This window comes from Comamonas kerstersii, from assembly GCF_002056725.1.
Taxonomy (GTDB): Bacteria; Pseudomonadota; Gammaproteobacteria; order Burkholderiales; family Burkholderiaceae_C; genus Comamonas; species Comamonas kerstersii.
Map to the genome: position 1 here is coordinate 3,425,285 of NZ_CP020121.1, position 24,725 is coordinate 3,450,009.

The following is a 24,725-nucleotide window of genomic DNA, read 5'->3' on the forward strand; positions in this document are numbered from 1 at the left end:
CCTATGAGCCGCCCAGACCTCTCCTTTCTCATCAATCGCGAAGACCCCTCCTCGCAATCCGGCGACACCTCTGACCTGGAGAGGCTGTCACTGGATGGTCTGCCCGACTTCGACATCCCAGACAGACTGCCTGATGACGATCCCGTTGCTGCACTGATTGCTGAGCTGCGCAATTACCAGAACGAGCTGGAAATCCAGAACAAGGTGCTGGACTACAGCCAGGCCGTGGCAGAAAGTGCCTCTGAGCGTTTTGAAGCACTGTTCTCCAGCGTACCTTTGCCGCTGCTGGTGCTCGATAAGCATGACATGGTCATCCAGGCCAATGCCATGGCACACAATGCCTTCCAGGCCGAGGGCCATGACAGGCTGCTGGTGTCCTTCATGCCCTATGTCTGCCCTACAGATGTAGGCCGCGTCACCCAGGCCTTTGAAGCAGCGCGGCTCGAGGGCAGCAGTGAAGCGCATGCCGTCATCTTCACTTTAGGCAATGGCAAACAGATTCAGGGCGATCTGCACATCGCCTGCATCCAGATTCCGCAGCGCGATGGCCCTTCGATCGTGCAGTTCATGTGCGCTCTGGTGGACCAGAGCCCTTTGCTGGCCGAGCGCCAGCAGCTGCTGCATCGCAATGAACAGCTGCATGCCAGTGAGCGCCGGCTTGAGTCCGTCATCAACTCGTCACTGGACGCCATCATCTGTGTAGACCAGGACCACCGCATTACGGTGTTCAACCCGTCAGCTGCCACCTTGTTCCTTTGCCCGGCTACCGATGCCCTGGGCAGCAAACTGGATCGCTTTCTTCCCGAGGCCATGCATGCGCTGGATCTGGCGCCGCTGACCACCCAGGTCACACTCGGAGAAATGTCTGCATTGACTGCCACAGGCAACAGTGTGCCTGTGGAAGTGAGCCTGTCCTTTGACCGTCTGCCTGATGGCGAGATCATCACGGTCTTTGCCCGCGACCTGACCAGCCACAAGCGTGCCGAGGCGCAGCGCAACGAGCTAGAGCTGCAGCTGCGCGAATCCCACAAGATGCAGGCGCTGGGCACCATGGCTGGCGGCATTGCCCACGACTTCAACAACATCGTTGGTGCCATTCTCGGTAACGTCGAGCTGGCCAAGGCCGATTGCGGCCACAACCCGCAGGCACTGGAAAGTCTGCTGGAAATTGAAAAGGCCGGCCGCCGTGCCCGTGATCTGGTGCGTCAGATCCTGACCTTCAGCCGCAATGAACCTCCCAAGCGCTACCCTATAGATGCCAGCGAAGTCATGCGAGACACAGAGCGGCTGTTGCGTGTGACCCTGCCTCCAGCGATTGAGCTGCAGGTCGACGCTACACCTGACCTCCCTTGCATGCTGGCAGACCCCACCCAGGTGGAACAGGCCATCTTCAATCTGGCCACCAATGCCGTGCATGCACTGGGTGAAAACCGTGGACTGATTCAGCTGCAAGCCAGCCTGAGCCTGTCGGAGCAACGCCTGTGCGACCGCCTTGGTCTGCCACTGGGCGACTACATCGTCATCTCCGTGCGAGACAACGGCCCGGGCATAGCACCTGAAACATTGCAGCGCATTTTTGAGCCCTTCTTCACCACCAAGCCCGTGGGCCAGGGCACGGGCCTGGGCCTTGCTGTAGTGCACGGTGTCATGCGCACCCATGGCGGTGCCGTTGATGTCAACAGCCGACTGGGGCAGGGCAGCACATTTACGCTGTACTTTCCAGTATCAGCCCAGGACAGCACATCCAAACGCACGACCAGCGCGCATGCCAGCAAACAGTCGGTATGCGCTGTGCCAGCAATACAGGCAGCCGCAGAGCCAGACCTGCGCAAGCATGTCATGTATGTGGATGATGACCAGGCGCTCGTGTCGCTGGTTCAGCGATTGCTGCGCCGCCGGGGCTATCAGGTCACTGGCTTTCTGGATCCCAGAGAAGCCACAGAAGCCCTGCGCAAAGATCCTTTTGCGTACGACCTGGTCGTCACTGACTACAACATGCCGGGCTACTGCGGCGTAGATCTGGTGCGGGATACCAAGACCATTCGCTCCGACCTGCCTGTTGCACTGGCTTCTGGCTACATCACAACTGAAATTGAGGCGCAGGCCATTGCTGCCGGTGCGCTCGCACTGATCTACAAGCCCAATGATGTGGACGAGCTTTGCGAAACCGTGGACCGCCTCATCCGACCTGGTGCCTGAAAACTTTGCTAACGACAATTCGCCCTTCTTGCCTCTATGAGGATGAGCACTTGCTCGTCCTGGACAAACCCGCAGGTCTGCTCTCCGTGCCCGGCCGTGGCCCTGACAAACAAGACTGCCTGATCCACCGCGCTGTGCTCCACTGGCCGGACGCGCTGGTCGTACACCGCCTGGACATGGCCACCTCTGGCCTGCTCATCTTTGCCCGCAACAAGGAAGTACAGCGCCTGCTGGGCGATGCCTTTGCCGCACGCACCATCCATAAGCGCTACACCGCCATCGTGCATGGCACCGTGCTCACCCCGGATTGGTGCATGGTGGATGCGCCCCTGATCTGTGACTGGGAGCGCCGTCCGCTGCAAATCGTCGATCACAGCATCGGCAAGCCCAGCCAGACCCGTTATCTGCGCCATCCCAGTCAGGATGGTGTGCCTGCTGGCTGTACCAGGCTGTGGCTGGAGCCCATCACTGGCCGCTCCCATCAACTGCGGGTGCACATGAGCCACATCGGCCACCCCATGCTGGGGGATGCACTGTATGCCCCAGCACCTGTTGCACAGATGTCCGATCGCCTGTGTCTGCACGCCACCGTGCTGGAGTTTCCACACCCCGTTACGGGGCAGAAGCTGTACATCGAAAGCCCTGCGCCATTTTGAACAGCCTGTGCGCAGGAGCGAGCGCACACAATTTTTCTGCATGCAGCTTGAGAATGCACAGCTTCCGCTCATTTTTTTCTGCAACGCAGCATCCGGTAGATAGAAACCCGATTGCACCATTCGAGGGCGCCTTCATAAGCTTGTCCCGTCAGTAACAGGCATGCAATTTGCAGATCATTTTCCAGCAAATGCTTGGTTTCCAACTTACGAGAGGACATTCGATGATGCGTGCTTCACTCCGTTTAAAAACTGTCGTTGCCACTTTGGGCCTGCTGGGGGCCACTGCGGGTATCCAGGCTCATGCAGAGAACATCAAGTTCGCCATGGTCATCCCTGCTACGGGTCCACTGACCCAGTATGGTGACATGGTCAAGGAAGGCGTTTTCACTGCTGTGGAGCAGATCAATGCCGCAGGCGGCATCAATGGCAAAACCATTGAAGTGGTGACTGTTGATGATGCCTGCGAACCCAAGCAGGGTCCAGTAGCGGCCAACCGCGTGGTCAATAGCAAGATTGGCTACATGATTGGTCCCGTGTGCTCCGGTGCGGCCATTGCTGCGGCCCCCATTTATGACAACGAAGGCGTCGTCGTCATCACCCCTTCTGCCACCTCCCCGGCGCTGACGGAAGGCAAGAACTTCCACTACATCTTCCGCACCATCGGCCGCGATGACCAGCAAGGCCCATCGGCCGCCAAGTTCATCATTGAAACAGCCAAGCCCAGCAAGGTGGCCGTGCTGCACGACAAACAGTCCTACGGCCAGGGCATCGCTTCTTCCGTACGTGATGAGCTGAAAAAAGCCAATGTAGAAGTGGCGCTGTTCGAAGGTATCAATGCCGGTGACAGCGACTACTCGGCCATCATCACCAAGCTCAAGAGCGCAGGCGTGGACTTTGTCTACTACGGTGGCTACCACCCTGAAATGGGGCTGCTGCTGCGCCAGGCTGCCGAACAAGGCCTGAAAGTGCGCATGATGGGCCCTGAAGGCGTGGGCAACCCCGAGGTGAACGCCATTGCAGGCAATGCGGTGGAAGGCATGCTGGTGACGCTGCCCGCAGACTTTTCCAGCAATCCGCAAAATGCAGCCATCGTCAAGGCATTCCAGGACAAGCAACGCAACCCCTCCGGTGCTTTCCAGCTGACCTCGTACGCCGCAGCGCAGGCACTGGCTGATGGCATCAAGGCCGTAGGCAACGACCCCAAGAAGGTGGCTGACTACCTGCACCAGGCCAAGATTGACACCGTCATCGGCCCCGTCTCATGGAATAAGCAAGGAGACCTGACCTCCTTCGACTTCCAGGTTTTCGAGTGGCACAAGGACGGCAGCAAGACCCCTGCGACCAAGTAATTGCCCGTCTGAGCCCACAGCGCTTTTCCAAACTGCACATGTGCCTATCCGGACTCTGAGAGATATGGCAGAAACCCAGGCTGTAGCAACAGCGGGGTTGGCCGCATGGCTCCAGACCAGCGTGTGCAGCTTCCAGCCAGGCCTGTGGGCTTTTCAGTTCAACGCCTGCTTCGCTTGCAAGGGCCTCGCGCACATGAACGATTTTCTTCCCCAGCTGATACAGCAGCTCTTCAATGGTCTCTCGCTGGGCGCCATTTACGCCCTGATCGCCATTGGCTACACCATGGTCTACGGCATCATCGGCATGATCAATTTTGCGCACGGTGACATCTACATGATTGGTGCCTATGTCGGGCTGGTCACGCTCTCGGCCGTCGGCATTCAGGGCACGGTTCCCATCTGGATGGTCATTGGCCTGATGCTAATCGTGGCTGTGATCATCACCGGCATCTATGGCTTTGCCGTGGAACAGGTGGCCTACAAGCCCGTGCGCAACAGCCCGCGCTTGGTGGCTTTGATTTCCGCCATCGGTATGTCCATCTTCCTGCAGAACTGGGTCGCCCTGGGCCAGGGGGCTCGCGACATGGCGGTCCCCTCTCTGCTGCCAGGAGCTTTTCAGATAGAGATGTCCGGAGGCTTTGAAGTCTTTGTGCCCTACACCCGCGTACTGATCATTGCCGTGGTGGTGGTGCTGATGCTGCTGCTGACGCTCTACATCAAGCACTCACGCATGGGCCGCGCCTCACGCGCCTGCTCGCAGGACATGCACATGGCCAGCCTGCTGGGCATCAACACCAACCGCGTGATCTCTTTCACCTTCATCCTGGGGGCCATGCTAGCCGCAGTTGGCGGTGTGCTGATTGCGCTGGCCGTAGGCAAGCTCAATCCCTTCATCGGCTTTATCGCGGGCATCAAGGCCTTCACGGCGGCTGTGCTCGGCGGCATTGGCAGCATTCCCGGTGCCATGCTCGGTGGCGTCATCCTGGGCATTGCCGAAACCCTGGCGGCTGCCTATATCTCCTCGGAGTACAAAGACATTGTGGCGTTCAGCCTGCTGGTGCTGATCCTGCTGTTCCGCCCCACAGGTCTGCTGGGCAAACCTGAAGTGGAGAAAGTCTGATGAAGCGGCTCCTCCTGAACCTCGGCCCTGCCCTGATGGCCGCCGTAGTCACCGCCTTGCTGGTCACCCCCATTTTTGGTCTGCAGCTGCAGCGCGTAGGCGGGCAAATGCGGCTGGACCCGCACTGGAACTACGTGCTCTGGGCCACCTTGATTGTGTTTGTGGTGCAAATCTGCAAGCCCGCACTCAAAGGTGCTGCCAAAGGCATACGCCTGCCTTCCATCCCCAGTCTGCCCGCCAAGCTGCATAACGCACTGATCTTTGCAGCCTTGCTGCTGGCCATCAGCTGGCCTTTTTTTGCAGGTCGCAATGCCATCGACATTGCCACGCTGGCCATGATTTACGTCATGCTGGGTCTGGGGCTGAACATTGTGGTGGGCTTTGCAGGCCTGCTGGATCTGGGCTTTGTGGGCTTTTACGCCGTAGGTGCCTACACCTACGCCCTGCTCTTTCACTGGGCGGGCTGGAGCTTCTGGGAATCGCTGCCGCTGGCCGGGGCTGCTGCGGCGCTGTTTGGCTTTTTGCTGGGCTTTCCCGTACTGCGTCTGCGCGGTGACTATCTGGCCATTGTGACGCTGGGCTTTGGCGAAATCATTCGTCTGCTGCTGATCAACCTGAACGACTGGACGGGCGGCCCAGATGGCATCTCCGGCATCCCCAAGCCCTCTGTCTTTGGCTATGAGATGACACGCAATCCCACGGTAGAAGGTGGCACGACTTTCCACCAGCTCATGGGCTGGGAGTTCAGCTCGGTGCACATGGTCATCTTTCTGTATCTGATGGCGCTGATGCTGGCGGTCATCACCCTGTGGGTGTCCAACCGCCTGATACGCATGCCCATTGGCCGTGCCTGGGAGGCCTTGCGCGAAGATGAAATCGCCTGCCGTTCCCTGGGCCTGAGCCCCATGCGCATCAAGCTCTCAGCCTTCACGCTGGGCGCCATGTTTGCCGGCTTTGGCGGCGCCTTCTTTGCTGCACGCCAGGGCATTGTGAACCCAGAGTCCTTCACCTTCATTGAGTCGGCCCTGATTCTGGCCATCGTGGTGCTGGGCGGCATGGGTTCTCAGTTGGGTGTGATCGTGGCTGCGATCCTGATTACCGTGCTGCCCGAGCTGGCGCGCGAGTTTTCGGAATACCGCATGCTGATCTTTGGTCTGGTCATGATTTTGATGATGGTCTGGCGTCCGCAGGGCCTATTCCCTGTGACACGCCCCCACGTGGAAGTGCCGCAAAAAGCAGGCAGCTGAGCCCGTCCCATGCACCTATTGAAAAAGAAATCACAGCATGCATAGCAGCCATTTGTTGAGCGTCAAAGACCTGAGCATGCGCTTTGGCGGCCTGCTCGCGGTCGATGGCGTCAGTATTGACCTCGATGAAAAACAAATCCTCGGCATCATCGGCCCCAACGGTGCTGGCAAGACCACGGTGTTCAACTGCATCAGCGGTTTCTACACCCCTACCGGCGGCAGCATTGTGCTGCGGGGCGAGAGCATTGCCGGTCTGGGCAGCCACAAGGTGGCGTGCAAAGGGGTGGTACGTACCTTCCAGAACGTGCGACTGTTCAAGCGCATGACGGTGCTGGAAAACCTGATGGTGGCCCAGCACCAGAAAGCGCGGGTCTCCGTGCTCGCGGGATTGTTCAACACCTCCAGCTTTCGCAGACAGGAGGCCGAAGCCATTGAACGCAGCATGCACTGGCTGGACTACATGGGCCTGCGCGACTTTGCCAACCGTGAAGCCGGCAATCTGGCCTATGGCCACCAGCGGCGCCTGGAAATTGCACGCTGCATGATCACCGAGCCCAGGGTGCTGATGCTCGATGAGCCCGCAGCAGGCCTGAACCCTCAGGAAAAAATTGATCTGCAGGGGCTGATTCGCCAGCTGCGCGACCAGTATGGCGTTGCCATCCTGCTGATCGAGCACGATATGGGTTTGGTCATGGGGGTGTCTGAGCGCATCACCGTCATGGAATATGGCAAACCCATTGCCCATGGCACACCGGAAGAAGTCAAGAACAACGAACGGGTCATCAAGGCCTATCTGGGAGAGTCCTGATGACGCAGCAGCCTACCCCCATGCTTGAGCTGGAACAGATCAGCACCCACTATGGCTCCATCTGCGCCGTCAATGAGGTGTCTCTGCACGTCAACAAGGGCGAAATCGTCAGCCTGATTGGCTCCAACGGTGCAGGTAAAACCTCGCTGCTCATGACCGTGTGCGGCAATCCGCGCGCCACGGGCGGCACCATTCATTTTGAAGGCGAAGACATCACCAACCTGCCCACGCACCACATCATGCAGCGTGGCATTGCCATCTCACCGGAAGGGCGGCGCATCTTTCCGGATCTGACAGTGATTGAAAACCTGCAGATGGGCGGCTTTTTCCTGAGCAAGGACGAGATTGCCGCAGGCATGGAACACGTGTTTCACCTGTTTCCCCGCCTGAAGGAGCGCGCCACCCAGCGCGCAGGCACCATGTCTGGCGGCGAGCAGCAGATGCTGGCGATTGGCCGCGCCCTGATGTCCAAACCGCGCCTGCTGCTGATGGACGAACCCACGCTGGGGCTGGCGCCGCTCATCATTGCGCAGATTTTTGACATCATCCAGACCATACGCAGCGAAGGTGTGACCGTGTTTCTGGTCGAGCAAAATGCCAACCGCGCCCTGCAGATTGCAGACCGCGGCTATGTACTGGAAAACGGCAAGCTGGTACTCGAAGACACGGGCGCCAACCTGCTCAAGAACGATGCTGTGCGCAAAGCCTACCTGGGCGGCTAACCTCTGCTGCGCCCATACGAAAACAGGCATCGCGTTGCGATGCCTGTTTTTCTGTACGAACCAGTCTTAGAAGCCTACATAGTGGGGCAACCACACCGACAGCGCCGGCACAAAGGTCAGCAGCAGCAGCACGATCAGCTGCGCAATCAGGAACGGCGGCAGCTCCTTGTTCAGCTCCGTCAGCGTGGTCTTGGTTGCCACACAGGTCACAAACAGCAGCCCCCCCACAGGCGGAGTGATCATGCCCAGCGTCAGATTCACCACCACGACCATGGCGAACTGAATGGGGTCAATGCCTAGGGCATAGGCAATGGGCGCCAGGATGGGCACCAGAATCATGATGCCAGGCAGGGGCTCCATGAAGATGCCAAAGATCAGCAGCAGCACGTTCACTGCCAGCAGGAACAACACGGGAGACAGTTCCCAGCTGATGATCAGCTCCGACAGATATTGGGGCACACCCTCCACGGTCAGAATCCAGGCAAAAGGCTGAGAAGCCGCCATGACCAGCAGCACCGATGCCGTCAGCAGTGCCGAACGCGCCGTGATACCAGGGATGGCATCCCAGCGCAGTGTGCGGTACACCCACTTGCCGCAGATAAAGGCATAGACCACGGCCACCACAGAAGCCTCTGTCGGTGTGAACACGCCAAAGCGGATGCCGATGATGATCAGCGCCACCAGCAGCAGCACAGGAATGGCCTTGAGCGTGTTGAGCAGCATTTCCTTGCCCGAAGGACGAGGCTCGGTAGAGCGATAGCCGCGTTTTTTGCACACCCACCAGTTGACCACACACAGTGCTGCCGCAATCAGCAGGCCAGGTACAAAGCCCGCCACAAACAGCGCGCCCACCGAGACATTCTCATCTTGCAGCGCATAGATGATCATGGTGATCGAAGGTGGAATGATGGGGCCGATGATGGCCGAGTTGGCCGACAGCGCCGCCGCGTAGGGACGGTCATAGCCAGCCTTGGCCATCATCTTGGTCATCATGGCACCGGGGCCTGCAGCATCGGCCAGGGCTGAGCCAGAGATACCTGCAAACAGCACGGACGAGCCCACGTTCGCATAGCCCAGACCACCGCGCAGATGGCCCACAAACTGCGCCGCAAAGCGCAGCAGCACCTGCGTGAGCGCACCGCCAGACATCAGTTCAGCGGCAAAAATGAAGAACGGCACGGCCATCAGCGGAAAGCTGTCGATGCCCGTAAACATTTCCTTGAAGACGACCAGCTGCGGATAGCGCCCCCCCACAAACACCGCAATAGCCGAAGCGATCGCCAGCGCAAACGCGATGGGAAAGCCCAGCACCATCAGCACCACCAGGCCAATAATCAATGTCAAAGTCATTGTGATTCCTTGCTCTGATGCTGCTTACAGCGAGCCCGCAGCTTCGCTGTCAATATCTTCCGAGTGCACATACTCCCCGGCCACAATGTACTGGCGTGCAATCAGGAGCAGGTGTACCAGCATGAGCACAAAGCCCACAGGCATGGCGGCGTAGATGAAGGAAATTGGAATGTCCGTGGCGGCCGTACTCTGAAAGCGTGTGCGCCAGACATAGTCGCTGGAGGCCACGGCCATGAAGATGAAGAAGGCAGACAGGCCCAGCACCACCATGCTGCGCAGCACCTGCGCGGTGCGCGTTTTCACCGCACGGTGCAGGTTGTCAATGGCGACATGGCCGCCAAAACGCAGCGCCAGACCTGCACCCAGAAAGGCCACCCAGATCATCATGTGGCGGGCCACTTCTTCGGCCCAGATGATGGAATCCCCTGTGGAGTAACGCAGCACCACATTGGCAAACACGATGCAGGCCATGGCCAGCAGCAAAAAAATCAGTAACCAGCGATTGGCCAGTACCAATCCTCGTTCAAAGCGATCCAGCATAGCTTGTTGTCGTGGACTGGCAGAGCCGCCCACAGCGCTTTCATTCAAGAGTCACACTCCCGACCAGCAGGCATAAAGCCAGCGAACGGGAACCAATGCACCACATCGCTGCATCCACTGCATGGACTGCGAGCAGCAGCTGACAGCAAAAAGCCTGCGGGGCTGCTCACAGCACACGCAGGCTTTGAATGGCCACAGTGAAACAGCAGATGCGCCTGCTTACTTCACGTTAGCGATCGCATCCAGCGTCTGCTGGCCAAACTTCTTGGCGTACTGCTTGTAAGCAGGCTCCAAGGCGGCGCGGAAGGCAGCGGCGTCCACGTTCTCGACCACTTGCATGCCATTGCTCTTGGCCATTTCCACGCCCTTGGCTTCCACATCATCCACAAAGGCGCGGGAAGCCTGGGCACCGGCCTTGGCACCTTCGGTAAAGGCGGCCTTCTGCGCATCGGTCAGGCTACCCCAGAAAGAGGGAGACAGCACCAGCACCACAGGGGCGTACACGTGAGAAGTCAGTGTCAGGTGCTTTTGCACTTCCCACAGCTTGGAGGAAGTGAGCACCGAGATGGGGTTCTCCTGACCGTCGATCGTGCCCTGTTGCAGGGCGCTGATCACTTCGGGCCAGGACATGGGCGTAGGCGCTGCACCCAGCGTGCGGAAAGCCGTGATGTGCACGGGGTTCTCGGTCACGCGGATCTTCAGGCCCTTCAGGTCAGCCACGTTCTGGACGGACACCTTGTTATTGGTCAGGTGGCGGAAGCCCTGCTCACCCCATGCCAGCGCAACCAGACCGCGCTGCTGGAACTTGGCCAGCAGGTCCTGGCCGAACTTGCCATCCAGCACTGCACGGGCGTGCTGGGTGTCGCGGAACAGGAAGGGAATGTCGACGATGCCCACATCGCTCACAAAATTGCTCAGTGCGCCGGTGGAGACAATCGCTGCTTCCACGGTGCCCAGCTGCAGGCCTTCAATCAGTTCACGCTCACCGCCTAGGGCGCTGGAAGGAAAGTGCTTGATGGCAAAAGCATTATTGGTGGCTTTTTCCACCGAATCCGCCCAGGCTTTGGCGGCGGCACCGTAGTGCGAGTTCACGGCCAGCGCATAACCCAGCTTGACTTCCTTGGGTGCAGCCATGGCGTGACCAGCAGTCAAAGTCACAGCGGCGCTGGCACAAGCGGCAATAAAAGTACGGCGAATCAAGGCCATGAATTGTCCCTCTTCATGTATGGAGCAAATAGCCTTGTGCTGACTTGAAACAAGTACACGCAACAAAGCTCAAAAAGGAAAATTATGTACCAACGCACCAAATTGGCATGCCTGCGGGCATCTTTTGCGCATTGATTCGCAAAAGAAAAAATAAAAATAAAAACAATGACTTAAAAATAAATAGAGGTTTTTTTGCGATTCGCTACGTGTTTGTACGCACCTACCGAAAAAAGAAGCACCCTTCGTCAGCCGCGAAGTGTTTGCACTGCTGCTCAGGGACAATCGTTACCCAATGTGTCGCAGCTCTCTACAATGCCCACTGGTTTCAAATCCTGAGAAAGATGTATGGCAACAAGAGCCCCTGTCCCCGCCTCGACCAGCAATGACTCTGCGCTGGTGTCGTGGCTGGTTGCTGTGGTGGTAGTACTGGTTGCTGCACTGGTAGTGGGCGGCTACTGGATGCAGTCCCAGAACCAGCAGGCAGCCCAGCGATACCAGCAGGAGCAGCAATACCGCACCTATCTGGCAAGCACGCGGGAAGCTGCGGCCTACACGCCACCTGCTCCCAACCCAGCCATCATTGAGGCACGCGAAACCCGTGCCTACCTGCTGGCCCACCCTGCTGTGACACCAGGCGAAGGCTTTAACCAGCCTGGCGTGCAAGCCACGGGCAAAGCCATTGCGCAGGCCATTGACCGCGCCCAAAACGCACAGCAACTATCAAAATAAAAGCTGCCAGCGCTTGATATACCTTGATTTCAGATACTTTCATATCTAAAACCCTTTTAAATCAAGCGCTAGCAGCTATCTTTTTTAAGGCACTGCTTATTTGCGGTGCTGCTCCACCCAGGCCACAAACTGCGCAACAAACTTCTGCACATAGGCATGGCTGCGCTCACCGACCGAGCCATCGGCCGTGAAGAAATCGTCCTTGTATTGCAGGAACATTTCAGGCTGGCCCAGCGTGGGCATGTTCAGGAAGGACAGCACATTGCGCAGGTGCTGCTGCGCCATGGCAGTGCCTGCCGCGCCGGGCGACATGCCCATCACGGCAGCAGGCTTGCCATCCCAGACGCTTTGCCCGTACGGGCGTGAACCCTGATCCAGCGCATTCTTGAGCACACCAGGGATGGAGCGGTTGTACTCTGGCGTCACGAACAGCACAGCATCCACACCGCGCAGCGCATCGCGAAACTGCTTGACAGCTGCCACCTCATTGCCATCTGCATCCTGGTTGTACAGGGGCAGATCACCGATAGGCACTGGCGTGAACTGCACCCCGGCAGGGGCCATCTTGATCACGGCCTGTGCCAGCTGGCGGTTGAACGAGTCTTTGCGCAGACTGCCCACGATCACGGCGATGTGGATTTGGCTCATAACAATCACTCCAGAGTTGGTGGAAGACCCATTATGCGCCCCTGCCCTGAAGCACTTCGTGGGCACATACCTACAAGCGCTGTCTGCGGATGCCAATCAGGCAGAATGCGCTCTGCCTTGAGCCGTCTGTGTCTGTCTGCATGAATGTTTCTTCTGTCCCTTCTTCATCCGAGCCCGCGCTGGAACTGCGCCAGGTGCGCCTGCAGCGTGGTCGCACCACCGTTTTTTCCAGCCTGAGCCTGCAGCTGCATGAGCCACGCATCGGTCTGATCGGGGACAACGGCGTGGGCAAAACCAGTCTGCTGCGCCTGCTGTGCGGGCTGGAAGTGCCAGACCAGGGCCAGGTTTTGAGCCAGGGGCAGGACCTGCATGCCGCAGGTGCGCAGCGCGCACGCTGGGTGGGCATGATGTTCCAGAACCCGGACGACCAGATCATCTTCCCCACCGTGGTCGAAGAACTGGCCCTGGGCCTGCAGCCACATGGTCTGAACAAAAAAGCAGCCAAGGCACAGGCGCTGGCTTTTTTGCAGGAGCGGGGCTTGGCCGACTGGGCCGAGCGCGCCGTCACCAGCCTCAGTCAGGGCCAGCGTCAGCATGTGTGCTGGCTGGCCCTGCTGCTGGCCGCACCACGCAGCCTGCTGCTCGATGAGCCCTATGCCAGCCTGGACCTGCCCGGTCAGGCCAAGCTGGCGCGCGACATTGCGCAAGCTCAGCAGCAAGTCATTGTCTCCACCCATCTGCTGGACCACGTGCGTGACTTTGCCCGTGTGATCTGGCTGGACCAGGGACAGGTGCGTGCCGATGGTGCAGGCCACGAAGTCTGCGCCGCCTACGAAGCCGATGTGCGCCAGCGCATCCTCCAGCAACAGGGCTAGGCATGGGCAGTCTTTACAGCGAACACCTCACCTGGCTGCATCGCGTCAGCCCTGCGCTCAAGCTGGTGCTGATGGCCGTGCTCAGCACCGCACTGTTCATGCTACAGTCACCTGCCATCATGGTGGGCTGCGCCGTGGCCTGCGGTCTGCTGTGGCTCAGTCTCGGCAAGGCCACACGCATTGCGCGCCGCCTGATCATTTCTGTGCTGATCGCCGCGCTGCTGATTGCGGGCTTTCATGCCTTCATGGGCAACTATGCACTGGCCACCACCAGCGCCCTGCGCCTGGCCTGTGCCTCTACGCTGGGTGTGGCCTTGACCGTGACGACCCACCCCTCCCGCATTCTGGAGTTGCTGGAGGCACTGCTGGCCCCGCTGGCCAGACTGGGCTTTCCATCCCAGCGCTTTGCGCTGCAACTGGCACTGATGATCCGCTTTATCGAGCACTTTTTTGTGCAATGGAAGCGCCTGGACGATGCCTACCGCCTGCGCACCGGCAAGCCCGGTGGTTTCCGGCTGCTGGCGCCACTGAGCATCCAGATGCTGCAGACCGCCAAACGCGTGGGCGATGCCTTGTTCGCCCGCCTGGGGCAATAAAAAACGCTGCCCGAAAGCAGCGTTGTCTTGTGGATGGCTAAAGCCGCTTAGCCGCGCACCACCAACACAGGCACCTTGGCAGTCTGCAGCACACGCTGTGCCACGCTGCCCAGCACCAGCTTTTCCAGACCGCGGCGGCCGTGCGAGCCCATGACGATCAGGTCCGCACCCACGTTTTCACCCACGCGCACAATGCCTTCGTGGATGGCATGGCCTTCGCCCACCAGGGTCTTGACGGTCACGCCCGTGTCCTTCATGCGCTCGGTCACGTCTTCCAGTGCCTTGTTGGCTTCTGCTGTTGCAGCGCTCAGGTATTGCGCCTGACCGTACGCGAAATCCGCACCCACGCCCGTGAAGGGATAAGGGTCGAGCACGTACACCGCTGTGACTTCGCTATTGAATACCTTGGCCAGCTCAGCAGCCTTGGACACGGCTTGCAGCGATGTTTCCGAACCGTCCACGGGAACCAGGATGTGCTTGAACATGAAAACTCCTCTCGATAATCAACGGTAGATTGTGCGCTACCCATAGGTACAGTCTGCGCCTGTCACCTCCGGGCAATCTTGATTCGCATCAAATTGATGCCCCTCTTGCACGGATCCGTTCACGCGCGATGAGAGGCGGCAGCCTGGCTGCGAACTTAACACGTTCAAGCTGTAGGGCAAGACTGCTCTGCCTCCTGCAGCACGCGCCACATCACCTTGCCACTGCCACTCTTGGGCAGTGCATCGACAAAAGACACCATACGCGGCACCTTGTAGGCGGCCATGTGCCCACGGCACCAGGAGGTAATATCGTCCTCGGTCACCTGCCCCCTGTACTGCGGACGCAGCACCACCACGGCCTTGACCGTCTCACCACGGTAGGCATCGCGCGCGGCGATCACACAGGCTTCCTGAATGGCAGGGTGGAGGAACATCATGGATTCCACCTCGGCAGGCCATACCTTGAAGCCGCTGGCGTTGATCATGCGCTTGAGCCGGTCGGTGATGAAGAAGTACCCGTCCTCGTCCATGCGCCCCAGATCCCCCGTGCGGAAAAAGCGCTTGCCATCCAGCTCGATAAAGGCGGCACGCGTAGCCGCCTCATTGCGCCAGTAGCCCTGAAACAGCTGCGGCCCACTGATCACGATCTCGCCCTGCTCCCCCACAGGCACTTCCTGCAGCGTATCCGGATCGATGATGCGGGAATCTGTGCCAATAAAGGGAATGCCGAGGCACTGCTGCTTCGGGTTCTCGGGGGGATTGTTGTGCGAGGGGGCCGCCGTCTCCGTCAGGCCATAGCCTTCCTGATAACGCAGCCGGAATTCATCGTACAGGCGCTGCGCCACGGCCTGCGGCATGGCTGCGCCTCCGCCGCCGATGTAGGTCAGGCTGCTCAGATCAAACTGCCTGAAGTTCGGGCTGGCAAACAGGTCAATCACCATGGTCGGGATATTGGTCCAGTTGGTGATGCGGTACTTGGAGATCCAGCGCCCGGCCAGTTCACGGTCCCAGCGCGGCATCAGCACCATGGTGCCGCCCACGTAGACCATGGCATGCATCATCGCCACCATGCCTGTGATGTGAAACATGGGAATGACCGCCAGCGCCACGTTCTCACTGGTTGCCTGCCCCCAGACCGCTGAAGCCATGGCATTGCACATGATGCTGGCATGCGTGTGCATGCAACCCTTGGGCAGGCCGGTCGTGCCGCTGGTGTAGGGCAGCACACTCAGGTCCTGCGGCCCCACCTCAAGAGAGGGCACTGGCTGGGTACAGGCCAGTGCCTGCTGCCAGTTCAGCACTTCACCGCATTCCAGCGCGGGCAGCGGGTGCTGCGTGGTCAGCCATGCCTGCCAGGCCTCGGGCACAGGTTCACGCTCTGCCTCCGGTGGCAGGTATTCACCAACCTGACTGACTACCATGTGCTGCAGTCTGTGTTCGTGTGGAAGCGCTGCACTGGCCTGTGCCAGTTCAGGCGCCAGATCGGCCGTAGTCATGGCCAGCCTGACGCCTGCATCGGTGATGTAGTGCTGCAGCTCCTGCGCACGGTTCATCGGGTTGACGGGTACCACCACGGCATTGGCACGCAGGATGGCAAAGTGGGCCATCACCAGCTGCGGCAGGTTCTGCATGAACAGGATGACGCGATCGCCGCGCTGCACACCGGCAGCATGCAGACAGGCTGCCAGTCGTTGAGCGCCATCGGCCAGTTCACGGTAGCTGATCGTGCGGCCAAAGAACTGCAGCGCCACCTTGTCCGGATAGCGGCGCGCGCTGGTTTCAAGGTTGTCCCACAGGGAAGTGGCAGGTGCCGTCAAAGTGCGGGGAACGCGGCGGGGCCAGTGTTGGTCGTGCAAACGCATACGGTCAGCTCCATCAAGGATTGCGAGTGCAGTACACGCTAGCGGCTCTGCCGTGCTTTCACATTCGGGAAGCACCCCATCACAGGTCACCTGCGCGACCAGCAGGCTTATCCCCGCAGCGCCCGGCACACCGCCACTCGCGCGAGAATCGCAGCATCTTGCGTCACCCGTTGCAGACCCGATGAAAAAAAACGATATCGAACATTTCTTCGCCACCTTGCGCGAAGCCAACCCCGAGCCTCGCACCGAACTGGAGTACAGCAGCAACTTTGAGCTGCTCACAGCCGTACTGCTGTCTGCCCAGGCCACGGACGTGGGGGTGAACAAAGCCACGCGCAAACTCTTTCCTGTTGCCAACACCCCGCAAGCCATTCTGGACCTGGGGCTGGAAGGACTGGAGAGCTACATCAAGACCATTGGCCTGTACCGCAGCAAGGCCAAGCACCTGATGGAGACCTGCCGCATTCTGGTGGAGCAGTTCAACGGTGAAGTACCCAGCACGCGCGAAGCGCTGGAAACCCTGCCCGGCGTGGGCCGCAAGACGGCCAATGTGGTGCTCAATGTCGGTTTTGGTCAGCCGACCATGGCGGTGGACACGCACATCTTCCGCGTCAGCAACCGCACCGGTCTGGCCCCCGGAAAAACACCGCTGGAAGTGGAAAAGCAGCTGCTCAAGCGCGTGCCTGCGGAATACGCCGTCAACTCCCACCACTGGCTGATTCTGCTGGGCCGCTATGTCTGCCAGGCACGCAAGCCCAAGTGCTGGGAATGTCTGGTGTCCCCCTACTGCGACTTCAAACCCAAGACTGAAGCACCAGCACGTAAATCCTGATAGCAGGCACCGATCGCCCCACCCTTTGGCCGCTGCAGTTTGCAGAGCAGCTTCGGCAAACATGATCACGCGCTGCACAGCACATGGCTGACAAATGCTTGCGCGCTCTTGCGGTTAGAACCGGTTCTGTGCCCGTCAGAATTGACCTGGGACAAGGCTTGACGCACATCAATAAGTAGAAACCCTAGGGGCTCTACATTGCGTTCACAGAACCGCATATCAACAACAAGGGAAGCTTCATGCAAAGTGCATCCACTGCACCTCAAGCCACACCGGCTCCAGCCAAACTCATGCCGAAAATTGGCCTGGTGGCGGCCTTTATCGTCCTGCTGAGCATCGTTTTCATGCCGCCCATCGCCGGCCTGCCCCAGGCAGGCCAGATGATGCTGGGCATTCTGGCCTTTGCCGTGATTGTCTGGATGACGGAGGCGCTGGATTATTCCGTCTCCGCCTTGCTCATCGGCTCGCTCATGATCGGCCTGCTGGCCATCAGCCCCGTGCCCGGCAAGGAAGGTGCAGATGCAGTGATGATGGGCACCAAAGCCGCCCTGCCCTATGCCCTGGGCGGTTTTAGCAACAGCGCTGTCGTGCTGGTGGCAGCCGCCTGCTTTATTGCGGCAGCCATGACGGCGACGCGCCTGGACCAGCGCATTGCGCTGCAGGTGCTGTCCTATGTGCCTGCACGCGCCAACCACGTGGTCATGGGTGCCATTTTGGTCGGCTTTTTGCTGTCCTTTATCGTGCCCAGCGCCACTGCCCGTGTGGCCTGTCTGATGCCCATCATGCTGGGCTTTCTGACCGCATTTGGTGCAGACCGCCGCAGCAAGTTCGCCGCACTGGTGGTGATTACCGCAGCCCAGACCGCCAGTGTCTGGAACGTGGGCATCAAGACCGCAGCCGCTCAGAACATGGTGGCGATTGGCTTTATCGAGCGTCAGTTTGGCGAAACCATCACCTGGGGTGAATGGTTTGTCGCAGGCGCGCCTTTCTCGGCCTGCCTGACCGTGCTGCTGTACTTCATCATGACGCGCATGCTCAAGCCCGAGATGGACCACATCGCAGGTGGCCGCGAAGCCGTGCGCCAGCAACTGCAGGCGCTGGGCAAGATGACGGCCAACCAGTGGAAGCTGCTGGTCATCACCCTGGTGCTGCTGGGCTTCTGGGCAACGGAAGGCGTGCTGCACAAGGTGGACACCACTTCTTCGACCATCGTGGCCGTAACCCTGATGCTCATGCCCCGCATTGGCATCATGAGCTGGAAGGAATCGCAAAAGGGCTTCCCATGGGGCACTGTGGTGCTGTTTGCCGTCGGTATCGCCATGGGCTCTGCCCTGCTGAAAACGCAGGCTGCGCCCTGGCTGGCCAAGCAGATTGTGGAAAACCTGGGCCTGGTCAACGCCTCGGCCTTTGCCATCCTGATGCTGCTGTCGATGTTCCTGATCGTGATTCACCTGGGCTTTGCCAGCGCCACGGCGCTGGCCTCGACCATGATCCCTATCGTGATCAGCGTGCTGCAGGTCGTGGAGACCCCCGGCATTAACGCCATCGGCATCACCATGCTGCTGCAGTTTGTGGTGAGCTTCGGGTTTATCCTGCCCGTGAACTCACCCCAGGGCATGCTGGCTTACGGCACGGACACCTTCACCATCAAGCAGTACGTGAAAACCGGTTTTGTCATCACCATTGCGGCCACGGTGCTGCTGGTAATCTTTGCCCTGACCTACTGGCCCATGATGGGTTACATGACCCTCAAATAATCGCCTCGCTGCGATAAAAAACGGCCCTGCATCTGCAGGGCCGTTTTGCTTGGTGGCTTCACATCATGTAGCCACAGGAACCTGGCACGCAGCCCGCCGGGCCGCCCAGTACTGCAACAGGCGCGGCACAATGAGTACCAGCAGCACAATGATGACCAGCGTCAGCGACATGGGACGCTGCACAAAAATGCTGAAGCTACCCTCTCCAATCGCCACCGCATTGCGCATTTGCGCCTCGGCCAGCGGCCCCAGAATCATGCCAACCACCACGGGGGCCGTGGGAAAGTCAAAACGCCGCATCAGCACACCCAGCAGCCCCATGCCAAACAGCAGGAACAGGTCAAACGTGCTCTGGCGCATGCCGTAAGCCCCCACCGTGGCAAAAATCAGAATGCCTGCATACAGCTGCGGCTTGGGCACGCGCAGCAGTTTGACCCACATGCCCACCATCGGCAGGTTCAACACCAGCAGCATCACATTGCCGATATACAGCGATGCAATCAGCGCCCATACCAGCACCTGCGCACTGTCAAACAGCTGCGGGCCAGGGTTGATGCCATAGTTCTGAAACGCGCCCAGCAATACGGCCGTGGTGTTGCTGGTGGGAATGCCCAGCGTCAGCAGCGGAATCAAGGCTGCTGTCACCGTGGCGTTGTTGGCGGCCTCCGGGCCTGCCACGCCTTCAATGGCGCCCTTGGTGCCAAACTCGGCCTTGTCCTCGCCCTTGGCCAGCTTTTTCTCCGTCGCATAGCTCAAAAAGGTCGGGATTTCCGTGCCCCCCGCAGGAATGCAGCCAAAGGGAGCGCCAATGACCGTGCCACGAATCCATGCAGGCCAGGAACGCTTCCAGTCACGACGATTCATGTGCACGCGGCTGATGGCGTTCTGGCTTTCCTTGACCTTGCCTTCATACAGGGCGTAATACAGCACTTCGGCCACGGCAAACAGGCCTACGGCCACCAGCACGATATCGATGCCGTCGAGCAGTTCCATCTTGCCGCCGGTGTAGCGCGCAGCACCAGAGATCTGGTCCATGCCCACGCAGCCCATGGCCAGCCCCAGAAACAATGATGTAATGCCGCGCACCATGCTCTGCCCCAGCACCGCGGACACGGTGGTAAAGGCCAGCACCATGAGCATGAAATACTCTGGCGGCCCCAGCCGCACGGCAAACTCAGCCACCCCGGGTGCAAAAAGCGTCACCACCACCGTCGCAATCGTGCCTGCCACAAAGGAGCCGATGGCAGCCGTTGCCAGTGCCGCACCGGCACGACCACTCTTGGCCATCTTGTTGCCTTCCATGGCCGTGACCATGCTGGCCGTCTCCCCCGGCGTGTTCAGCAGAATGGAGGTGGTCGATCCGCCATACATGGCGCCGTAATAAATACCGGCAAAGAAAATCATGGATGCCGTGATTTCCACCTTGGCGGTGATCGGCAGCAGCATGGCCACCGCCACCGCAGGGCCTATGCCCGGCAAGACCCCCACGGCCGTGCCCAGCGCACAGCCGAGCAAGGCCCACAGCAGATTCATGGGCGTGGCCGCCGTGGCAAAGCCTTGCAGCAATGCATCAAACAAGTCCATCACAGCCACCCCGTATTTGTGAGCCCTGGCAGGTTAATGGCCAGCAATTGCGTAAAGGTCCAGTACACGGGAGCGGCAATCACCAAGCCCGTGAGCACATCCTTGACCAGCATGCGAGTACTGAGCACATGCTGCTGTCCTTGCGCTCGGCGCAGCCCCTGCACAGCCAGCAGGTAACACAGCGCACAGCTCAAAATAAAGCCCAGGTGCTCAATCAGACCCGCATTGATCAGCAGCCCGGCCGACACCCAGACAAATGGACCGAGATCAGCGCGTGCGCTGCCGCCGGGCTCTGCAGCATGGCGGAAACCACCCGTCCATGCCTCCCCCATCAACCAGATGCCGCACATGCCCAGCGCCACTGCACACAGCCAGGGCAGAAAATTGGGGCCCACACCGCCATAGCCTGCATCGCCTTCAATCATGCTGGCTCCTATACCCATACCAATGGCTACCAGTAATACCAGGCCACCAACTGCGGCCTGCCACCGGGCAGCAGGAATGGCACTTTCCCACTGCGGTGATGGCGTATTCCATGCTTCTTGCATCAGCATTTCCTTTTTTGAGCAAAAAGTGCCCCTAGCGCTTATCCAGAAAGCGCTAGCAGCTATCAAGAACAGAGTAATTAAAAAGGGGGAACAGCCCCGTCCTGCCTCCGAACAGGGGCTTGCCTACCGCCTTACACCATGCCTGCGCTGGTCATGATTTCGCGCAGATTCTTGAACTCCTGGTCCACAAAGCTGGCAAAAGCATCACCAGCCAGCCATGCTGGTGTCCACTCGTTCTTCTTGATCGACTCCTGCCAGGAAGCGCTCTGCACGGCTTTTTCGAGCTTGGTGATCAGAGCATCACGCTGTTCACGGGTGATGCCGGGGGCACCATAAACGCCGCGCCAGTTACCGATTTCCACATCAATGCCCTGCTCCTTGAGCGTGGGAATGTCGATGCCTGGCAGGCGTTCGGCAGAGGTCACGCCAATCGGCTTCATCTTGCCTGTGGCAATGTACTCCGCAAATTCGCTGTAGCCACTGCCACCCACGGTGACGTTGCCACCCAGAATGGCGGAAATGGCCTCGCCGCCCCCACGGAAAGCCACGTAATTGATCTTGGCCGGATCTACCCCCACGGCCTTGGCAATCATGCAGGCGGCAATGTGCTCGGTCGAGCCACGCGAGCCGCCGCCCCACTTGACGCTGCCCGGGTCTTTCTTGAGCTGTGCAACTACCTCGTCCATGGTCTTGAAGGGTGAGTTGGCTGGCAGCACGAACACGTTGTATTCGCTGGTGATACGTGCCAGCGGCGTAGCCTGCTGCAGCGATACAGGCGGCTTGCCCGTGATGATGCCACCCAGCATCACCGCCCCCATGACCATCAAGGCGTTGGGATCCCCCTTGCTGCCGTTGACGAACTGCGCCAGACCAATGGCACCAGCCGCACCCCCCTTGTTCTCATAGGTCACCGTAGAGGCTACACCGGCATCCTGCAGCGCCTTGCCAAGCGCTCGCCCCGTCGTGTCCCAGCCGCCACCGGGGTTAGCGGGCAGCATCATCTTCATGGCAACAGCCTGTGCCTGTGCCTGTGAAAGCAGTCCAGCGGCAGCCAGCGCTGCCATGCTCTTCAGAAAGGTATCGCGACGCATGGATGTGTCTCCTTGTTGTAGCTTGCATTTGCACTGCCCATGATGGCTGTGAACGCTGTCAAACGGCTGTCTTGTTTGCTCAGTGCAAACCCGAAGGGGTGATGCAGCTCAGATACAGCGCTGCAGTGCTAACGTGCACCACATGCATATTCTTTTGGTAGAAGACGACAGCGCCATGCGCACCAGCCTGCAGCGCGCCCTGACGCGCCGCGGCATGCAGGTAAGCACATGTGCCGATGGTCATCAGGCCCCTGCGCGCTGGCAGGAGCTCCAGCCAGATGTGGTCGTGCTGGACCTGAGCCTGCCTGGTCAGGATGGGCTACAAATTCTGGCGGCCATGCGCGCGCAGCAGTGCCGCACGCCGGTGATGATTCTTACGGCCCGAGGCACCGTGGGTGACCGCGTGCTAGGGCTGAACACGGGCGCCGATGACTATCTGTCCAAGCCCTTTGACCTGGATGAGCTGGAAGCACGGCTGCATGCTCTGGTACGCCGCACGGCAGCAGCCACAGCTACACCTGCGGCAGATGGTCCTGTGACCGTATTTGGCAATCTGCGGCTGGACCTGCATGACGGTGCCATCTACCACCTGGGCGCACCCATGGACTTCACCCCTCGTGAACGTGCCCTTATGCAGGCACTGCTGGGCAAGCCCGGTCAGGCTATTGCCAAGGAGCGCCTGTATGCCCAGGTCTTTCCGGGCGCACAGGATGTGCAATACGAGGCCATTGAAGTCGTGGTCTACCGCCTGCGCAAGAAACTGGCGGGTACCGGGGTGGATCTGGTCACACTTCGCGGTCTGGGCTATCTGCTGCGTCTGTCAACCTCGCGGTCTACCTCTGCGCCCCAGCCATGAACTCCCCAAGCTTGCCCGCCTGGTCGCTGCGTACCCGCCTGCTGGCAGGGATTTTGCTGCCCATATTGCTCTGCATCAGCTGGAACACCTGGGTGGTCTACCACGAAGCGCTGGGTGCTCTGCACACCGCCTATGACCGCACCCTGCTGGCTTCAGCCAAGACCATTGGCGAGCAGCTGGATGTGCAGGGCTACGAAGCACATGCCACCATCAGCGCCACCGTACCCTACTCAGCGCTGGAAGCCTTCGAAGCCGACACCCAGACCCGTATGTTCTATCGCGTCTCCACCCTCAGTGGTGAGATGGTGTCGGGCTTTCCCGATCTTCCCCTGTGGCAAGGCCAGCTTCCACAGCAGCCGCCTTACGCCGCACTGGTGGATTTTTATGACAGCGAGTACCGCGACCGCCCAGTGCGCATGGCCGTGCTGCTGCAGCCTGTTGCCAGCGCAACCGGACGCAGCATGGCCATCATTCAGGTAGCAGAAACTCTGCAGCTGCGCGAAAACCTGGCGCTGGAGCTGCTGGGCCAGACCCTGTGGCAACACGCTGTACTGCTGATCTTGGTCACGCTGACGGTGCTGCTGGTTGTGCACCGCGTCACCCGCTCGGTCCGCGTGGTCGGAGAAGCCATGGGCCAGCGCCCACAGGGCGATCTGCGCCCAGTCCCCTTGCATACGGTTCCACGCGAGCTGCGGCCTCTGCTTGATGGCACCAACCGCATCATGGAGCGCCTGCGTGGCCTGCTGCACGACCAGAAGCGCTTTGTGCGCGATGCCTCGCACCAGTTGCGCACACCACTGGCCGTGCTCAAGGTACAGGTCCAATCCGCCCGACGTGGTGATGTACCCCCCATGCTGGCACTGGAAGAAATCGAAGGTACGGTAGACCGTGCTACAGAATTGGCCAACCAGATGCTGGCACTGGCCAAAGTCGAGCAGCTGCGTGAGCAGCCCCGTGAATGCCTGGCCTGGGATGCGGTAGTGCGAGAGGTCAGCCTTGACCTCGCACCTCTGATTGCAGACAAAGACCTGGACTTTGTGCTGGAAGCTGATACCCTCGTCATGGTCCAGGCCCATGCCTGGATGCTGCGCGAGCTGGTGCGCAATCTGCTGCACAACGCTGTACGCCATGCGCCAGCGCACAGCAGCCTGCTCATCAAGCTATCACTGAATGCACAGCAGCAGGCACAGCTGTATATCGCTGATGAAGGACCTGGATTGAGCAAAGCGCTGCAGGAGCACCTGTACCAGCCATTCGTCAGCCATGGCGAACACCAGGGATTCGGCCTGGGCCTGGCACTGTGCCACGACATCGTGCATGCCCTTGGCGGCACGCTGGAGTTGCGCAACCGAAGCGCTGCTGGACTGGAAGTCCTGGCCTGCCTGCCACAGGCCAGCCCAGACATGGTCTGAGCCTCAACATCTGAAAAACCTTACAGGCAGCCATGGCTTGAACGTGCCATTGTTGTTCTGTGGTGTTGTACGGGATCAGGACGTGCGCCAACGCTTTGTGCTCAGCTATCTATTCCGAAGCACTCTTTTATCAGACATAAATCCCAAGATAAGCCAATAATTACAAGCGCTTCAAGCTACAAAAAAAGTAGTCAGAATTCCGTCCTGCAGTGCATAGCACCCATACAAAAAAGCATAGATAACCAATTGCAGG

Annotated in this window: 23 protein-coding genes; 14 read left to right on the forward strand and 9 right to left on the reverse strand. The window is 59.6% G+C overall.

Annotated elements, in window-relative coordinates:
* Nucleotides 1-3: 3 nt before the first annotated feature.
* From B5M06_RS16060 to B5M06_RS16090, 7 genes are all read left to right on the forward strand, one after another.
* Entirely contained in the window at nt 4-2,199 is a 2,196-nt protein-coding gene (locus B5M06_RS16060) for a PAS domain-containing hybrid sensor histidine kinase/response regulator (RefSeq protein ID WP_054067211.1), read from the forward strand.
* Nucleotides 2,200-2,249: 50 nt separating this feature from the next.
* Complete coding sequence (locus B5M06_RS16065) at nt 2,250-2,855, forward strand: RluA family pseudouridine synthase (protein ID WP_240183960.1); 606 nt, start codon at nt 2,250-2,252, stop codon at nt 2,853-2,855.
* A gap of 224 nt (nt 2,856-3,079) precedes the next feature.
* Nucleotides 3,080-4,204: a branched-chain amino acid ABC transporter substrate-binding protein gene (locus B5M06_RS16070; RefSeq protein WP_054067293.1), complete on the forward strand. Its 1,125-nt coding sequence runs from the start codon at nt 3,080-3,082 to the stop codon at nt 4,202-4,204.
* A gap of 193 nt (nt 4,205-4,397) precedes the next feature.
* Nucleotides 4,398-5,324 (forward strand): high-affinity branched-chain amino acid ABC transporter permease LivH, encoded by a 927-nt coding sequence (livH, locus tag B5M06_RS16075; protein WP_054067292.1) that lies wholly within the window; start codon nt 4,398-4,400, stop codon nt 5,322-5,324.
* The gene (locus B5M06_RS16080) at nt 5,324-6,571 is read left to right on the forward strand and encodes a high-affinity branched-chain amino acid ABC transporter permease LivM (RefSeq protein WP_054067210.1); all 1,248 of its coding nucleotides are present in this window, start codon (nt 5,324-5,326) and stop codon (nt 6,569-6,571) included. The genes livH and B5M06_RS16080 overlap by 1 nt, the downstream gene beginning before the upstream one ends.
* A gap of 37 nt (nt 6,572-6,608) precedes the next feature.
* Entirely contained in the window at nt 6,609-7,379 is a 771-nt protein-coding gene (livG, locus tag B5M06_RS16085; RefSeq protein ID WP_054067209.1) for a high-affinity branched-chain amino acid ABC transporter ATP-binding protein LivG, read from the forward strand.
* Between the two features lie 20 nt (nt 7,380-7,399).
* The gene (locus B5M06_RS16090) at nt 7,400-8,101 is read left to right on the forward strand and encodes an ABC transporter ATP-binding protein (protein ID WP_054067291.1); all 702 of its coding nucleotides are present in this window, start codon (nt 7,400-7,402) and stop codon (nt 8,099-8,101) included.
* Between the two features lie 66 nt (nt 8,102-8,167).
* On the opposite strand, the gene B5M06_RS16095 is transcribed toward B5M06_RS16090, so the two are convergent.
* The 3 genes from B5M06_RS16095 to B5M06_RS16105 form a co-directional block, all read right to left on the reverse strand.
* On the reverse strand, nt 8,168-9,451 hold the full coding sequence (locus tag B5M06_RS16095) for a TRAP transporter large permease (RefSeq protein ID WP_054067208.1): 1,284 nt from the start codon (nt 9,449-9,451) through the stop codon (nt 8,168-8,170).
* Between the two features lie 24 nt (nt 9,452-9,475).
* On the reverse strand, nt 9,476-9,991 hold the full coding sequence (locus B5M06_RS16100; RefSeq protein WP_054067207.1) for a TRAP transporter small permease: 516 nt from the start codon (nt 9,989-9,991) through the stop codon (nt 9,476-9,478).
* 219 nt (nt 9,992-10,210) lie between these two features.
* Nucleotides 10,211-11,197, reverse strand: coding sequence for a TRAP transporter substrate-binding protein (locus tag B5M06_RS16105; protein ID WP_054067206.1), 987 nt, complete (start codon nt 11,195-11,197; stop codon nt 10,211-10,213).
* A gap of 345 nt (nt 11,198-11,542) precedes the next feature.
* Here B5M06_RS16105 and B5M06_RS16110 point away from each other — a divergent pair, with 345 nt between their 5' ends.
* Entirely contained in the window at nt 11,543-11,926 is a 384-nt protein-coding gene (locus B5M06_RS16110) for a hypothetical protein (protein ID WP_054067205.1), read from the forward strand.
* Nucleotides 11,927-12,022: 96 nt separating this feature from the next.
* On the opposite strand, the gene B5M06_RS16115 is transcribed toward B5M06_RS16110, so the two are convergent.
* A complete protein-coding gene (locus tag B5M06_RS16115) occupies nt 12,023-12,574 on the reverse strand; it encodes an NADPH-dependent FMN reductase (protein WP_054067204.1) in 552 nt (183 codons plus the stop codon).
* A gap of 140 nt (nt 12,575-12,714) precedes the next feature.
* Here B5M06_RS16115 and B5M06_RS16120 point away from each other — a divergent pair, with 140 nt between their 5' ends.
* Nucleotides 12,715-13,449, forward strand: coding sequence for an energy-coupling factor ABC transporter ATP-binding protein (locus B5M06_RS16120; protein ID WP_054067203.1), 735 nt, complete (start codon nt 12,715-12,717; stop codon nt 13,447-13,449).
* Between the two features lie 2 nt (nt 13,450-13,451).
* Nucleotides 13,452-14,045 carry an energy-coupling factor transporter transmembrane component T family protein gene (locus B5M06_RS16125; RefSeq protein WP_054067202.1) on the forward strand — a complete coding sequence of 198 codons (594 nt, stop codon included), beginning with the start codon at nt 13,452-13,454 and terminating at the stop codon, nt 14,043-14,045.
* 47 nt (nt 14,046-14,092) lie between these two features.
* On the opposite strand, the gene B5M06_RS16130 is transcribed toward B5M06_RS16125, so the two are convergent.
* Together B5M06_RS16130 and B5M06_RS16135 are read right to left on the reverse strand one after the other, a co-directional pair.
* The gene (locus tag B5M06_RS16130; RefSeq protein WP_054067201.1) at nt 14,093-14,530 is read right to left on the reverse strand and encodes a universal stress protein; all 438 of its coding nucleotides are present in this window, start codon (nt 14,528-14,530) and stop codon (nt 14,093-14,095) included.
* Between the two features lie 164 nt (nt 14,531-14,694).
* On the reverse strand, nt 14,695-16,392 hold the full coding sequence (locus B5M06_RS16135) for a long-chain fatty acid--CoA ligase (protein ID WP_054067200.1): 1,698 nt from the start codon (nt 16,390-16,392) through the stop codon (nt 14,695-14,697).
* A 181-nt stretch (nt 16,393-16,573) separates the two neighbouring features.
* Between B5M06_RS16135 and nth the strand changes: the two genes are divergently transcribed.
* Nucleotides 16,574-17,224 carry an endonuclease III gene (nth, locus tag B5M06_RS16140; protein WP_054067199.1) on the forward strand — a complete coding sequence of 217 codons (651 nt, stop codon included), beginning with the start codon at nt 16,574-16,576 and terminating at the stop codon, nt 17,222-17,224.
* Nucleotides 17,225-17,463: 239 nt separating this feature from the next.
* A complete protein-coding gene (locus B5M06_RS16145) occupies nt 17,464-18,981 on the forward strand; it encodes an SLC13 family permease (protein WP_054067198.1) in 1,518 nt (505 codons plus the stop codon).
* Nucleotides 18,982-19,044: 63 nt separating this feature from the next.
* Here B5M06_RS16145 and B5M06_RS16150 read toward each other — a convergent pair whose 3' ends face one another.
* The 3 genes from B5M06_RS16150 to B5M06_RS16160 form a co-directional block, all read right to left on the reverse strand.
* Nucleotides 19,045-20,565 carry a tripartite tricarboxylate transporter permease gene (locus tag B5M06_RS16150; RefSeq protein ID WP_054067197.1) on the reverse strand — a complete coding sequence of 507 codons (1,521 nt, stop codon included), beginning with the start codon at nt 20,563-20,565 and terminating at the stop codon, nt 19,045-19,047.
* Entirely contained in the window at nt 20,565-21,113 is a 549-nt protein-coding gene (locus tag B5M06_RS16155; protein ID WP_054067290.1) for a tripartite tricarboxylate transporter TctB family protein, read from the reverse strand. Before B5M06_RS16155 ends, B5M06_RS16150 begins: the two co-directional genes overlap by 1 nt.
* A 131-nt stretch (nt 21,114-21,244) precedes the next feature.
* Nucleotides 21,245-22,204, reverse strand: a complete 960-nt coding sequence (locus B5M06_RS16160) for a Bug family tripartite tricarboxylate transporter substrate binding protein (protein WP_054067196.1) — start codon at nt 22,202-22,204, stop codon at nt 21,245-21,247.
* 142 nt (nt 22,205-22,346) lie between these two features.
* Here B5M06_RS16160 and B5M06_RS16165 point away from each other — a divergent pair, with 142 nt between their 5' ends.
* Together B5M06_RS16165 and B5M06_RS16170 are read left to right on the forward strand one after the other, a co-directional pair.
* Nucleotides 22,347-23,060, forward strand: a complete 714-nt coding sequence (locus B5M06_RS16165; protein WP_054067195.1) for a response regulator transcription factor — start codon at nt 22,347-22,349, stop codon at nt 23,058-23,060.
* Nucleotides 23,057-24,472, forward strand: coding sequence for a sensor histidine kinase (locus B5M06_RS16170; protein ID WP_054067194.1), 1,416 nt, complete (start codon nt 23,057-23,059; stop codon nt 24,470-24,472). The genes B5M06_RS16165 and B5M06_RS16170 overlap by 4 nt, the downstream gene beginning before the upstream one ends.
* The last annotated feature ends 253 nt before the right edge of the window (nt 24,473-24,725 follow it).